We start from the raw sequence: 13,220 nt of genomic DNA, 5'->3' as shown, positions 1-13,220 counted from the left end.
GGATGGTCCTGCTATTCCATATGTTGGAGCAATTCATCCAGCATCAAGTTAGCTGCCAGAATACCGCCAGAAGTGTTCCATATCGCATCCTGTACTTCAAATGCCTTATGGTTCTTAACGACGTTCAGATTTTTCCATAGCTGCTCTTTTTGCCATTCCAGTTTGCTCTTTTCACCGGTTTTGGTATTCACATCATCTTCCCATACAAAATAAAAGAGAATATCGCCGTCCATCTCCGGTATTCTTTCCTTTGTAATTTCTTCGGCAAGCCCTGCCTTATCCTGTACTTTAGGACGGGCAAATCCAAGCTGGCTCAACAGCACGCCGGAAAAAGAATCTTTGAAGTAGATACGTGCCCCTCCAGGCAAAAAGCGGACAACCGAGACTTTGGCGGATGTTTTATCTCCAAGCTTAGCTTTGGCATCTTCAATGCGCTTGTTGAATTCGGCCAGTATGGTTTGACCCTGCTCTCTTTTGTTGAGCGCGTCCGCGTAAATCTGAAAATTTTTCTGCCATTCACCGGATAACGTCTCGGAAAAGACCGTAGGTGCAATCGCCGATAACTGCTTATAGACCGCTTCCTGTCTCACCTTCACCCCGAGAATCAAATCCGGTTGGAGGCTTGCAATCAGTTCCAGATTCGGCTGCATTTCATCTCCCACGACAGTAACATCCTGCATCTGATTTGCAATATGAGCATACCAAGGATCACCCAGCCACGACTTAACCGCGCCTACGGGTTTAACTCCCAAAGCCAGTACCGCTTCCGTCCCTTCGTTGGATAGAACGACGATGCGCTGCGGCGTGCCCTCCAATCTGACGGGACCCATGACCGTCTGAATGGTTCTTACTTCCGGCTGCTCGCTAGCAGACTCGGAAGCTTTATTTGGGACCTGTTCACTGCTTCCGGTGTTATTACTGCTACCCGCGCCCACACAACCGCTCAACATTAAAATAAATACAAGTACATATAAAATTGCCGCCCCGAATTTACGGACTTTAGCCTGATGCATGTGCCACACTCCTACTTGTGATATGTATTGAAAATGATTATCATATGCATTATATGGACTTCCTTCCGCCTAGTCCATGTCTTAAATTTGCCGTTATTCGTACAATCTTAGCTATGTCGTCATTTAGGAGAGAACTAGATAATGGAAACACAAACTACAGAACATAACGTATTTATCCTTTCATCTGTGCATAGACGTAAGCGCACCGCAGGATTTTCAGTTCGACGTCGAATCATGACAACCGCGATGCTGTGTGTCATTGCCGAAGGGGAAGGGACACTCAGTATTGATGGAAAATCCTTTCTTATTCAGCCTTTTGAAGTATTTTATCTCGTTCCAGGGATGACAGTTGAAGCCGTCATAAACTCCGATCATTCGGAGATCTACTTGATCTGTATGGAAACTTTAACCTTATCCGGACATACGGGAAATTGGAGTATTAGAACAAGTGCGCATTCGGTCAGCCCGCTGCTGCCATGTCTTATTCGACCGCAAAACACCCAACAGATCATGCAAAAAACCATATACATATATGAACAATTCGGTCAGTGCGGTGAAATCGTCAGCCCGCGTTCACAAATGTATTTACAGGATCTGATATTTACGTTAATGGAACATGCCAACGAGCCGGCAGGTTCCGCAGGTGAAACGAGCGGTATAGAATCCAGTATCTCGTATATGCATAATCATAAGCAGACTAAGATTACGCTGGATACGCTATCCTCCATCGCCAAACTTACTCCCACTGCCTATTGCCGCAAATTCAAGAAAGTAACCGGCTCATCACCGATAGATTATTTGAATCGGCTGCGAATTGATTTTGCCAAGGAACAGTTAAGTCTACGTAAATCTGTGAATGAAGTTGCCGCTTCTGTCGGTTTCGGTAGCGAATATTATTTCAGTAGGCTATTCAAGAAAGTGGTCGGTGTACCACCAGTTATCTATATGAAACGTAAGCAGTTAAAAATTGCTGTGGTGGCGTACCTCAATATAGGCGATAACCTTTCCTCCCTTGGTGTGGAGCCTGCATTTCAGTATTCGTTTTTTGAATTTGAGGAAAAAAGGAAACCTGACTATGCCAAGCAAATGAAAGCCCAAATGGAGAATTTAAAAAACGCCCGGCCTGATTTGATCATAGGGGATTTTTTCCATTTGAAATTTTATGATCAGCTCAAGCTAATCGCTCCCACTGTCATCCTGAATTACCAAGCGGACTGGCGTGAGTTCCATATGCGGATAGCCGAGCTGGTTGGAAGGGAAAGAGACGCGGAAAACACATTCCGACTCTTGGAGAACAAAACGGTAAAAGCCAAAAGAAGACTGCGGGAACGCAGCCGGGAGGCGGATGTCATTATTCTGTATCTGGAGCAGCATAATCTGCGTATTCAGGGTGCCGTTAATCATCCGCTCAGCCAGCTTGCCTATACCGAATTAGGGTTGTGGCCCGGAAACTTCGTACCTCTCAATGCGCACCGAGAAGATTTAAGAACAGATCAGATGCCCGAGTTCCCGGCAACAAATTATCTTTTTATCCACCTGTGGGGTGAGAAGCAGAATCTGCCTCAGTTGCACCAATCGGGGACACCGCTTAGCGATGCTCTGTATATTCCCGATTGGCTGTCCATGAGCTGGACCCCTTCAGGAAGAGCCAGCATCATTCATGAACTGCTGGATAAGACGAATTGTCTCTGACGGTAAACCGACCGTCTATAAAAATAAGCCTGGTAGCTGTTGGACACAGTACAGGCTTATTTTCGTATATTATATTTTACGATTCCATTTTGGCTGGTGTAACGCAATACAATCGGCTGGTTGTTTCAAAAATATGACCCGGAGCCAGTGCAATCAACCCGATCTCCTCCGCAGGCAAGTCCGGACGATTCGGTGCATTGATCATGTTCATTTGCGGCTCAGGACAGATGAATTCCTTGTTCGCTTTGTTATTCCAGATCATCCAATGCTTATAAGCTGTTCCTACATCGTATACGAGGGTAGCACCTGTCTTACTGTGTGTCAGTTCCATGTAGTTGCGTCCATTTTGCGGAGCTGCCGTGTAATGATTATCCATGGAAGCAAAATAAGGACTAACTCCCGTTGTCTTCAGCAGTTCCTCTTCCGGGGATAAAGGCTGGAACTGTCCTGTGGCCAACAACCGTTCCGTCAGCTCACGACGCTCACCGATCGTGACCTTAATCTTGTAATCCTCAGGCGAGCTATCGGGTACGAACGGAACCCGAATCGCTGTGTGAAAGGCAAATAAGTTGGGGATCGGTTGATCGCCCTCGTTATGGATCACATAACGCTGATGCAGGCCAAATTCGTCCAGGCTGTACGTTAACTTCATGGTAAAGGTAAAGGGTAAATAACGGAACATGGGATGTCCTTCCCTTACATGTTGATTCATTACCACATAGCTGCCCTGCTCCCCGGAACCGTAGTCCTCAACCTCCCACCGAACGGTGTGTAAAAACCCGTGCAGATGGTTGTGGGTCGCCTCTTCATTTATCGGCAGCTCATATGTAACTCCATTCCACAGGAATTTTCCATCCTCATACCGATTCGGAGGGAACAGGAAAGGAATTCCGTAAACGGACGGGCTTTGCTTAAAAGCCTCTATGCTCTCAGCATCTGGCTCACGCAGAAAAGAATATCCCGTTTCATTGTCACGAAAAGAAATCAGATTCGCGCCGTTTCCCGGCAGGGCAACCGCTTCATATCGTCCATATTTAAGACGAATCGCCGGTATTCCATAATAAAGATCACCAATTGCAGCATGCTGTTGTGTCATCAAAAATCCTCCTTGATGAAATGACGATGTTTAATGAAAGCGTTTAGCTTTTGGCTTGACTATACCATGCTGAGCAAAAAAATTCCACGTCAACACAAAAAAACGATGCCCCGCAAGGCATCGTCCTTCACGCATCACTACACATAACGTCCCTGTTTGGGTACAGCCATGCGCTCAAAATCTCCAGCCAGTCGCTCCAACTGATCTGTCAGCTCATTACCATGCATGTAATGGCCATGCCCTGTAACTGCAATCTCGGGCTTTAAATCGGCCAGCATTTCCACTGACCGCTGCGCAGCTTGCCAATCTGTCGTAAAATACGCAGGCGGCCCGTGTATTTCTTTTTCCTGTAAAATAACAGCCAGTGCCGATTCCTGCTTCACCGTAATAAAAGCGTCACCGGCCACCATTAACCGTCTGCGCTCATGAAAAAGCGATACATGGCCAGGCGTATGCCCTGGTGTATGCAGCCACTTCCAACCAGGGGCACCGGGGACACTGCCATCTTGGGGCAGGGATGTGATGCGATCATCGAGATCTATAGCATCATTGGGGTATAAAAAGGAAATCCCCGACATCAAACCTCCCCCCACACTAGGGTCAGGTTTTTGATAATCCTTCATTCCCGTCAAATAAGGTAATTCCAAAGGATGGGCATAAACAGGTGTACCCCAATGCTGTACCAACTCAATAACTGAACCTACATGATCAAAATGACCGTGAGTAAGCACAATAGCAACCGGAGGACCCGTGAACCGTTCCTCAGCCAGGCGTATAATCGAGTCTGTAAATCCTGTCATCCCCGTATCCACCAGCACCCAGGATCGGCTTCCCGGCTCCCCGATAAAACACACATTTACAAACAGTGTCCGTAAGCTCAGGAGATCGGGAGCAGCCTCTTCATTTGCCGTCATTCCTTCGGTGAACAGATGATTTGCCAAAGCTTCACCCTCCTATTCACATGGAATTTCCTGTTATTATCGACCTTTAGGCTTCCCCCATGTCAGCAGATTATGCGGACACTGCTAAATATAATCCGCTTGTCACGAAAATAGACCATGTTTACATTACTCGGGTAATTTGCTCCATGCCGTATCTAGCAAATAGTCGAACAAATCATCGTTCTCTTCAATCCAGCTATCCATCTGCAGCATCTCTTCCTCGACTCGTGGCTCTCCCGCAAAATGGAGACTGTAATCCCATTCCTTTCCCCTTTTACTGTGGAATGTGATTTCATATACAGAACTCTGTCCGTCTACTCCAAATACCACTTGGCCTAAATAAGCACCGTTCTCATCTCTTGTCATTTGTGCCTGTTGAATATGTACTTCTTTCACTTCCTGAGGTGAATTTTGCTCTGTCATTCATCTATCCGCCCTTTCATTTTCACTAAAAAGTACCAAAACTGATTTGTGAACCTTTTCGTTACATTGTACAATATATAAGCTATGTGTGGAATTTGCAAAAAAACTGTGCAAGTTACCCAAGCCTTGTGTAGGCTTTTTCGTGAAATGGAGGAAAGATACATGTCAGATTTTCAACAAAAATTGCAAAAATATGCCGAGTTAGCCGTTCGGGTGGGCGCTAATGTCCATCCTGGGCAGACACTCATCGTTCATGCGCCAATCTTGTCTGCCGAACTCGTGCGACTTATCGTCAAATCAGCGTATACTGTCGGAGCCAAGCTGGTTAAAGTAAAATGGAGTGATGAGACCATTACTCGACTACAGTATGAACTAGCTCCTGATGAAACTTTTAATATTGCTCCCAAATGGTACGCAGCTGAAATGACTGAAGAGGTCGAAAATGGTGCGGCGGTACTCCATGTCATTGCAGAAAATCCGGATTTGCTTCAAGGGATTCCGTCCAGCCGAATTACTGCTGCCCAGCGCGTGCGGTCACATGAATTACGTCAATACCGCGAATATCAAATGGCCGACAAATTCAGCTGGTCTCTGATTGCTCATCCTTCTGCAGAGTGGGCTGCCAAAGTATTCCCTAATCTTCCAGCTTCCGAGCAAATGGATAAACTATGGGAAGCTATTTTCAGCACCGTGCGTGTGGATCTAGACAACCCCGTGGAGGCGTGGAAAGAGCATTTGAAAACCCTTTCCAGCAAATCTGATATTTTAAACGCCAAACGCTATAAAAAGCTGCATTATCTAGCTCCAGGCACAGACCTCACCATCGAATTGGCAAAAGATCATCTGTGGGTAGCAGCCGAAAGCGTCAACCAACAGGGACACACTTTTGTAGCCAATATGCCTACCGAGGAAGTATTTACAGCTCCGCTTAAAACTGGAGTGAACGGTAAAGTCAGCAGCACCAAGCCACTTAGCTACAGTGGCAATATCATCGACAACTTTTCACTGACCTTTGAAAATGGACGCATTGTCGATGTACAGGCTGAAACCGGTTTGGAGACTCTTCAGCATCTCGTAGAAATGGATGAAGGTTCACACTACCTGGGTGAGGTTGCTCTCGTGCCTCACAAGTCACCTATCTCTGATAAAAATATTTTATTCTATAATACGTTGTTTGATGAAAATGCCTCTAACCATCTGGCCATCGGTAATGCCTATGCATTTAACCTTAAAGGCGGCAAGGATATGACTCAAGAGCAGTTGGCTGCCAACGGCCTGAATTCCAGTCTGACACACGTCGACTTTATGATCGGTTCAGGTGAAATGGACATTAACGGCGTTACCGAGGACGGTACTGAGGAACCTATCTTCCGTAAAGGGAATTGGGCAATCTAACGCAGCAAAAAAGGCTCTCGCCGCTCATGCGGGAGAGCCTCCTTGCTTTATCCTATATAAAAATCATAACATAGGCTGCAAGTTAAATAATAGGAAAAAGGCCGCTTATCAGCGACCTTTGATTCTACTTTATTTCATATGGAGTTAGTTTCTATGTCCAATTTTAGCCTTGTAGGCAAGTGAATACTGGTCAGCCGCTAAAATCGCATCAAGCACATCATCCGCTGTGACAGCAAATGGTAGATTGTGAGCAGTTTCCCCCTCTTTCGTAGCAGCCTGAGCTACCCGGTACAAATCCTCTCGGGAAGCTTCCTGGAGTTTAATGTCTTCCAGCGTGACGGGCAGATCCAGCTTTAGATAAAAGTCAATATAGCGCTCCACCTCGGTCAAAGGTCTTTTTTCCAAAGCAAGCTGCACTAAGGTGCCAAAGGCAACCTTCTGACCATGCGTCAAATGATGAATGTCTCCTTCCAGTACGGTAAAACCATTGTGAATCGCATGTGCGCCTGCCAAGCCGCCGCTTTCAAAACCCAAGCCGCTTAGCAACGTATTGGCTTCTACCACCGCTTCCAGCGCAGGTGTGACGACTTTACGTTTCACAGATTCATAAGCTTGCAGTCCGTAATCGAAAAGAACCTCTTCGCACTTGGACGCAATGGCTTCGGCAGCCAAGGTTGGCAAACCGCCAGCCATCGTCGTTGCACGAGCTTCGATGACCGCACGGGCTTCAATCCACGTTGCCATGGCATCCGCAATACCTGAGGAGAGGAATAGTGGCGGCGCTTGGGAAATGACTTTCGTATCGACCAGGATCAGACTCGGATTTGTGCTAAAAAAGGAATACGTATCAAACGCACCTTCATCCGTGTACAAGACAGATAGCGCACTGGTCGGTGCATCTGTGGAAGCAGTCGTAGGAATAATCACAACCGAGGAACCGAGTAGCTCATTAACGGCTTTGGCGGTATCCAGCGTTTTACCACCACCTACACCAATGACAATATCGACATGGCCGCTTCGTCCCTGATCAACAATACGGTTTACTTCATTTTTGGATGCTTCCCCTTGAAACTCAATTTTTACCGCAGTAATATCAGCCTGTTCCAGACTTTTTACCACCCGGTCGGCTGCAATCTCCCAAACCAGCTTGTCCGCAATAACCAAGGCAGTATGACCTAATGGCTTAACATACTCACCTGTTTTATCAATCACATTTTTCCCTTGCACATATTTACCCGGACTAATAAATACTTTTTCGCTCATCGTTTAACTCTCCCTTCCAAGTTTGTACAATTTCTATTATACGGCTGAAAGGGCACACCTCTCAATTTCAAAACCAAGATCTTCAATCATTTGATGATCAAATGTGACCTCTTGGCCTTCTGTCGTTAAATAATCTCCTACAAAAATCGAATTAGCTGCATACAGGCATAGCGGTTGTAACGAGCGTAAATTCAACTCCCGTCCACCTGCAACGCGTATTTCTTTGGATGGACAGATGAACCGGAACAGCGCCAGCACCTTCAAAGCTCGGATCGGCGATATCTGCTTTGCTCCTTCCAACGGGGTTCCGGGGACTGGATTCAGGAAATTAACTGGAATAGAGTCAGCATCCAACTCTCGTAAGGCATAAGCCATTTGAACGATTTCCTCATTCGTTTCCCCCATACCGATAATAACGCCAGAGCATGGAGACATTCCGTGAGATTGAGCCATTTTCACAGTTTCGACGCGTTGATCGTATGTATGTGTGGTCGTAATCGAGGGATAGTTGCTCTTGCTTGTATTTAAATTATGATTGTATCGATGTACTCCAGCCTCTGCCAGCCGCCGTGCCTGATCTCCCTTGAGAATCCCTAAGCAAGCACAAATTTTGAGCGGCATCGTACTGGTAATTTCTTGTACAGCCTCAATCACCTGATCCAGCTCTCGATCTGTTGGGCCTTTGCCGGAAGCTACGATGCAATACGTCCCTGCTCTCCGTGCTATTGCTTCCCTCGCTCCAGCCAACAGCGATTCCTTGTCCAGCATACTATACTTGCTCACAGGCGCCGTGGACACGATGGATTGTGAGCAATAACCACAATCCTCCGGGCATAGGCCGCTTTTGGCGTTGATGATCATGTTAAGCTTTACTTTTTTTCCGTAAAAATGATGCCGCACTCGAAATGCAGCTTGCATAATCGGTAATATTTCCTCATCGTCCGCTTCCAGTACCGCCATGCCTTCTTCCAGCGTTACATTGCTGCCGTGGATCGCTTTTTCAGCCAACGAGCCCCAATCTACATCCTCATTGAATAAATCCATACTTCATCCTCCCTCATTAAAATGATCATGTAAAATGATAAAATTTTCAGCGTAATGGAAATTCATTTTATATTGTCAACCTTAAATAATTCAATTTGGTTGACAATAATACGAACATCATATCAATTCATGTCCTTTCTGTAAAGAAACAAATCAAAAAGCGACCCCATATCGTTCAAGGCCGCTTCCAAGTGATATTCGATTTATGAGACTCCTGCTTCCTCCACGACGATAGGCTGTTTTATCAGCCGAATACGTGAAATCCGCTTGTTTTCAACTTCTTCTACAATGAACATACATCCTTCAAACACTACAGACTGGCCAGGCTGTGGAGGAATAACCTCGACATGTGAGTATAGCCAGCCCCCTACCGTATCATAATCCTCATGATCAAGATCCAGTCCAAAGCGATCGTTCACTTCATCAATTAATAACATACCGTCAATGGAAAATTCCTCGTCATTAATCTGCTCACAACTCGGACGTTCCTGGTCGAACTCATCCTGAATTTCACCAACGATTTCTTCCATAATGTCTTCCAGCGTTACCATACCCGATGTACCGCCATATTCATCAATCAAAATTGCAATTTGCGTCTTGCTACGCTGCATGCGTTTGAGCAGATCACTAATTTGCGTAGATTCAGGAACAGCAAGAATCGGTCGAATCATCGTACGGGTATCCAGTGTATTGGCCCGTAGAAGGTCTTTAATATGGATAAAGCCGATAATATGGTCCTTATCTTCGGCGCAGATTGGATAACGGGTTCTCATGCTTTCCGTCGCAATCGCGAGATTTTCTTCTGTGGACTCATTGCTGTACAAACAGATCATCTCAGTACGCGGAATCATGATTTCCCTGGCGGTCGTGTCGGTAAAATCAAATATATTATCAACAAGCGCCAATTCCGTATTATCAATTAGTCCGCTCTTATTGCTTTCTTTCATCAGAATGCGTAATTCATCCCCTGTATGCGCGGAATCGTCATATTCGGATACCGGCTCCAGACGGAATAAACGCAGCAGGCTGTTCGCCATTCCATTCAACGCCCATATGAATGGATACATCAACTTGTAAAACCAAGTCATCAGCATGGCCGAATACAGCGTAATGGTCTCAGATTTACGAATAGCTATCGTTTTGGGCGCCAATTCACCCAATACAATATGCAGAATCGTAATGACAATAAATGCAATGACCACGGCAGTACCGTGCACATATACCGCTCCCAATCCAGCGGCTGTAAATACAGGTTCGATCAAATGTGCGATGGCCGGCTCTCCGATCCACCCCAGTCCCAACGATGCTAGTGTAATGCCCAACTGGCATGCGGACAAATAAGCGTCCAAATTGTGTAACATATTGGCGGCGTACACGGCCTTTTTATTGCCCGCCTCTACCAATGTTTCAATACGGCTGCCTCTGACCTTCACCATGGCAAATTCCGCAGATACAAAAAAACCATTCAATAATACTAATGCAAAAACAATAAATAAGTTAAACATACTCGGTAAAGGGTCACTCAATATGCTCCCCATCAGCCGTCATTACGGCAGACAGGCGCACCTCCTTCGGATAGTTTCATCATAGACAGAACGATAACACATCATAAGCAACGTCAACTTCCCAACACATTCACTCCTTCCGGCTTCCGAAAGCCATATTCCGCATGAATAATTAGATCATTCATCAGCTTATATTTAATTATATAACTATACTCTATACAGTCAAACCACAAGCGATGTCGGAAAAATCAGCACCCCTATCATTTGGGTCGGAAAGCTCCTTTTTTCGCCTCTTACCACCAAGAAAGCAACTATATTTGAGAAAGATTATAAACAAAATACATCCCCTGCCGTCAGGCAGAGGATGTAGACTGATATATATATGAAGGCATCAGCGAACCGGGGATACACCCGGATTCCCGATGACGCCGGGATATTGGTACAACAATGGCTCATCAAAAGTGGCATAATCCAGATTTACCATCAGCAGAATTGTCCGCTTGCCTGTAGCCGGATCACTGATAATGATGTGATCGCGACCTGCCGCTTCCAGAATACCTTTGAATATTTTCGCGTTCCATTCCCGGTTATTTTCATAGGTCGTGTAAAAGGTACCCGTTTTCCCCAAGTTTAAGCGTAAAATATTCTCAATATACGATTGCTCAAATTGCGGAGTCTGGACCTGCACTACTGTCCCGGTTGGTGTCATGGCACTACCGCTGCTTACTTGAGGGGGATAGCTGGTGATAGGCTGTACGGTTCCAACTGGAGCCAGCCCTCTTGGCCATTCGGGATACCCGTTGCCGGAAGTATAAGATACGGGACGGTAAGCTTGCTGTGAAATCATGTAAATTCCTCCTAATATGGTTTCAAATCCTTAATATGGATGTTAAACACTTAATACACAGTAGGACAGTCCTGTACAGACGGGCTAAAAAAGCAGTGTGCCTTGAAGCGTCCCGTATTGGACTGGTTATACCAGGTGTTCGGGCAGTCTCCGGCCGGTCTGAAAAACCATAATGCATTAGATGCCGGACGTATCTTTTCTCCATTGATTACACGTCGGGCAAGTCGAATTTCCCGATCACGGGCTTTCTGATAAAAGTACCCCTTTTGTGTGGCTTCAAAACCGCCGGGGCTTTGAAACACCATATCATTCATGAGACGTATACCCCGGAAATCCAGGCAATTGGACAAAATCCGATTCACCCCAACATTGCCAACCATGAGCATTCCCTGCTCTCCTTCTCCTTCGGCCTCAGCCCGCATGAGTCGGGCGAGCGTCTTAACATCCTCTGAATTGGTTTTGATTACAGCCACCGCGTCCTCTCCTCTCTTCTCCATTACATACCGTATCGTATGGTACAGACGCCCAATGGGTGACAGCTCCAGTAAAAAACAGATAAAAAAAATAGCCCCGAAATTCGGGACTACTCATTCAGGCAAGTACTATGGCTCGTAAATCATTTTGCGCGTCATGCCACCATCGACCACCAGATTCGTGCCTGTTACAAAATCATTGCCGGGTTGTGTCAAATACAGACAGGCCCGTGCGATGTCTTTAGGGGTTCCTACTCGCCCAGACGGATGCTGTTGATGATCTTCTAAACGCAATTGCTCGTAATCCCCGGTTTCAATCCACCCTGGACTAATGCAATTGACCTGAATCCCATCCTTTCCTAGAGATATGGCCATCGCGTGTGTAAGGGCCACAATGGCTCCTTTGGATGCCGCGTAGGCTTCTGTATCCGGCTCTGACATGAAAGCTCGTGTAGAGGTCATATTGACCACTGAGCCACCTTCTGCGTTTCGTTTCATCACCTTAGCCGCTTCCCTTGTGGCAATAAAACAGCTACGTACGTTTGTATTCAAAATGTCATCCCATTCTGCTACCGTTAACTCATATGGAGATTTCCATTTGGACACGCCTGCGTTGTTAATTAGCGTATGAATCGTGCCGTATTCTTCTTCCGTGGCACGGATTAGTGCTACAATATCTTCTTCCTTCCGCACATCACAAGGAATAAAAATGGCCTGATAACCTTCGTTCCGGGCCACTGCAGCGGCTGCGGCTCCCTCTTCCTCATTGTGGTCGGCAAATACAACTTTGGCACCCTGAGTAGCGTAGGTAAAAGCGACCTCTCTCCCGATGCCATGCGCCGCTCCTGTTACAATAACAACTTGTCCCTCAAATGACACGCCTCATTCCTCCTCTGAACTACTCTGTTCTAGTATATATGTACCAAAATGTGCTGTTCAAGAAACATTCACAGCCCCCTACCCTGGTTGCTCGCAGAAGGCTGTAAATGAATCAAAAAATGATTAGACTGAAATCTATATTTTAACCTGTTCCAAGCTATAGCGATTAAGACGCTGAAACCCGATATACCTTGTACCCTGAAAAGTAAGCCGTCCCTCATCCCCTTCAGCGCATTGACCATATTCTTCCCCAGATACCTTGAACTCCATCCGGTCGCCACTTTCCACCTCGAAGGTTACGTAATAGAAAGTATAGGTACGAGTCCCTTGTTCCTCCTGCCGCCTCTGTTGAAGATGTGTCCTTCTGGCCGTAATTCGGGAACCGACCGTCAATACAGGTTGCCTTTTATTCCGGCTCCATTCCATGACTTCCCTGCCCGCAGACAACACGACAATACCCAACACGACTACGAAAAATACGGGCAGTACCGTACCCAGCCAATCGAACATCCATAATGACTCAAACCCCATGCACCGCACTCCTCTCCGCCAGGCATTCCACAGGGAAACCTCCAGGCATCCTGACCTGACCTAAGCTTTCTATAACAGTATATGTATGTTCCTGCCCAAATTTGATAGCAACCCTCAA

The 13,220-nt window shown here is 46.2% G+C and carries 13 protein-coding genes; 2 read left to right on the top strand and 11 right to left on the bottom strand.

Annotated elements, in window-relative coordinates; all coding sequences use genetic code 11:
• Positions 1 to 11 precede the first annotated feature (11 nt).
• Positions 12 to 1,013: an ABC transporter substrate-binding protein gene (locus tag AC6EJC_RS08575; RefSeq protein WP_444953588.1), complete on the bottom strand. Its 1,002-nt coding sequence runs from the start codon at positions 1,011 to 1,013 to the stop codon at positions 12 to 14.
• Positions 1,014 to 1,154: 141 nt separating this feature from the next.
• Between AC6EJC_RS08575 and AC6EJC_RS08570 the strand changes: the two genes are divergently transcribed.
• Positions 1,155 to 2,705 (top strand): helix-turn-helix domain-containing protein, encoded by a 1,551-nt coding sequence (locus tag AC6EJC_RS08570; protein WP_444953587.1) that lies wholly within the window; start codon positions 1,155 to 1,157, stop codon positions 2,703 to 2,705.
• A 76-nt stretch (positions 2,706 to 2,781) separates the two neighbouring features.
• Here the strand turns inward: AC6EJC_RS08570 and AC6EJC_RS08565 are convergent, their stop codons facing one another.
• The 3 genes from AC6EJC_RS08565 to AC6EJC_RS08555 form a co-directional block, all read right to left on the bottom strand.
• The gene (locus tag AC6EJC_RS08565) at positions 2,782 to 3,801 is read right to left on the bottom strand and encodes an aldose 1-epimerase (protein ID WP_444953586.1); all 1,020 of its coding nucleotides are present in this window, start codon (positions 3,799 to 3,801) and stop codon (positions 2,782 to 2,784) included.
• Positions 3,802 to 3,938: 137 nt separating this feature from the next.
• Entirely contained in the window at positions 3,939 to 4,742 is an 804-nt protein-coding gene (locus AC6EJC_RS08560; RefSeq protein WP_348619808.1) for an MBL fold metallo-hydrolase, read from the bottom strand.
• A 126-nt stretch (positions 4,743 to 4,868) separates the two neighbouring features.
• A complete protein-coding gene (locus AC6EJC_RS08555; protein WP_023988878.1) occupies positions 4,869 to 5,165 on the bottom strand; it encodes a hypothetical protein in 297 nt (98 codons plus the stop codon).
• Positions 5,166 to 5,327: 162 nt separating this feature from the next.
• Between AC6EJC_RS08555 and AC6EJC_RS08550 the strand changes: the two genes are divergently transcribed.
• Positions 5,328 to 6,560: an aminopeptidase gene (locus AC6EJC_RS08550; RefSeq protein WP_444953585.1), complete on the top strand. Its 1,233-nt coding sequence runs from the start codon at positions 5,328 to 5,330 to the stop codon at positions 6,558 to 6,560.
• A 144-nt stretch (positions 6,561 to 6,704) separates the two neighbouring features.
• Here AC6EJC_RS08550 and AC6EJC_RS08545 read toward each other — a convergent pair whose 3' ends face one another.
• From AC6EJC_RS08545 to AC6EJC_RS08515, 7 genes are all read right to left on the bottom strand, one after another.
• The gene (locus tag AC6EJC_RS08545; RefSeq protein WP_444953584.1) at positions 6,705 to 7,823 is read right to left on the bottom strand and encodes a glycerol dehydrogenase; all 1,119 of its coding nucleotides are present in this window, start codon (positions 7,821 to 7,823) and stop codon (positions 6,705 to 6,707) included.
• A 36-nt stretch (positions 7,824 to 7,859) separates the two neighbouring features.
• Positions 7,860 to 8,867 (bottom strand): biotin synthase BioB, encoded by a 1,008-nt coding sequence (gene bioB, locus AC6EJC_RS08540; RefSeq protein WP_444953583.1) that lies wholly within the window; start codon positions 8,865 to 8,867, stop codon positions 7,860 to 7,862.
• A gap of 203 nt (positions 8,868 to 9,070) precedes the next feature.
• Complete coding sequence (locus AC6EJC_RS08535; protein WP_444953673.1) at positions 9,071 to 10,372, bottom strand: hemolysin family protein; 1,302 nt, start codon at positions 10,370 to 10,372, stop codon at positions 9,071 to 9,073.
• Positions 10,373 to 10,763: 391 nt separating this feature from the next.
• Positions 10,764 to 11,219 carry a spore coat protein GerQ gene (gene gerQ / locus AC6EJC_RS08530; protein ID WP_444953582.1) on the bottom strand — a complete coding sequence of 152 codons (456 nt, stop codon included), beginning with the start codon at positions 11,217 to 11,219 and terminating at the stop codon, positions 10,764 to 10,766.
• Positions 11,220 to 11,269: 50 nt separating this feature from the next.
• Positions 11,270 to 11,692 carry a cell wall hydrolase gene (locus AC6EJC_RS08525; protein WP_444953581.1) on the bottom strand — a complete coding sequence of 141 codons (423 nt, stop codon included), beginning with the start codon at positions 11,690 to 11,692 and terminating at the stop codon, positions 11,270 to 11,272.
• A 129-nt stretch (positions 11,693 to 11,821) separates the two neighbouring features.
• Complete coding sequence (locus tag AC6EJC_RS08520) at positions 11,822 to 12,571, bottom strand: SDR family NAD(P)-dependent oxidoreductase (protein ID WP_444953580.1); 750 nt, start codon at positions 12,569 to 12,571, stop codon at positions 11,822 to 11,824.
• A gap of 135 nt (positions 12,572 to 12,706) precedes the next feature.
• Positions 12,707 to 13,102 (bottom strand): DUF2500 domain-containing protein, encoded by a 396-nt coding sequence (locus tag AC6EJC_RS08515; protein ID WP_444953579.1) that lies wholly within the window; start codon positions 13,100 to 13,102, stop codon positions 12,707 to 12,709.
• Between the last annotated feature and the right edge of the window lie 118 nt (positions 13,103 to 13,220).

This window comes from Paenibacillus sp. TY11, from assembly GCF_059772165.1.
Note: the sequence above shows the minus strand (reverse complement) of the source record. Positions and strands in the feature narration are given on the sequence as shown.

What these genes read in the sequence shown, in the direction of transcription:
- gerQ (WP_444953582.1), bottom strand. Translation starts at nt 11,219, where the DNA reads ATGATTTCACAGCAAGCTTACCGTCCCGTATCTTATACTTCCGGCAAC.
- AC6EJC_RS08555 (WP_023988878.1), bottom strand. Translation starts at nt 5,165, where the DNA reads ATGACAGAGCAAAATTCACCTCAGGAAGTGAAAGAAGTACATATTCAA.
- AC6EJC_RS08570 (WP_444953587.1), top strand. Translation starts at nt 1,155, where the DNA reads ATGGAAACACAAACTACAGAACATAACGTATTTATCCTTTCATCTGTG.
- AC6EJC_RS08515 (WP_444953579.1), bottom strand. Translation starts at nt 13,102, where the DNA reads ATGGGGTTTGAGTCATTATGGATGTTCGATTGGCTGGGTACGGTACTG.
- AC6EJC_RS08550 (WP_444953585.1), top strand. Translation starts at nt 5,328, where the DNA reads ATGTCAGATTTTCAACAAAAATTGCAAAAATATGCCGAGTTAGCCGTT.
- AC6EJC_RS08545 (WP_444953584.1), bottom strand. Translation starts at nt 7,823, where the DNA reads ATGAGCGAAAAAGTATTTATTAGTCCGGGTAAATATGTGCAAGGGAAA.
- AC6EJC_RS08565 (WP_444953586.1), bottom strand. Translation starts at nt 3,801, where the DNA reads ATGACACAACAGCATGCTGCAATTGGTGATCTTTATTATGGAATACCG.
- AC6EJC_RS08575 (WP_444953588.1), bottom strand. Translation starts at nt 1,013, where the DNA reads ATGCATCAGGCTAAAGTCCGTAAATTCGGGGCGGCAATTTTATATGTA.
- bioB (WP_444953583.1), bottom strand. Translation starts at nt 8,867, where the DNA reads ATGGATTTATTCAATGAGGATGTAGATTGGGGCTCGTTGGCTGAAAAA.
- AC6EJC_RS08535 (WP_444953673.1), bottom strand. Translation starts at nt 10,372, where the DNA reads ATGTTTAACTTATTTATTGTTTTTGCATTAGTATTATTGAATGGTTTT.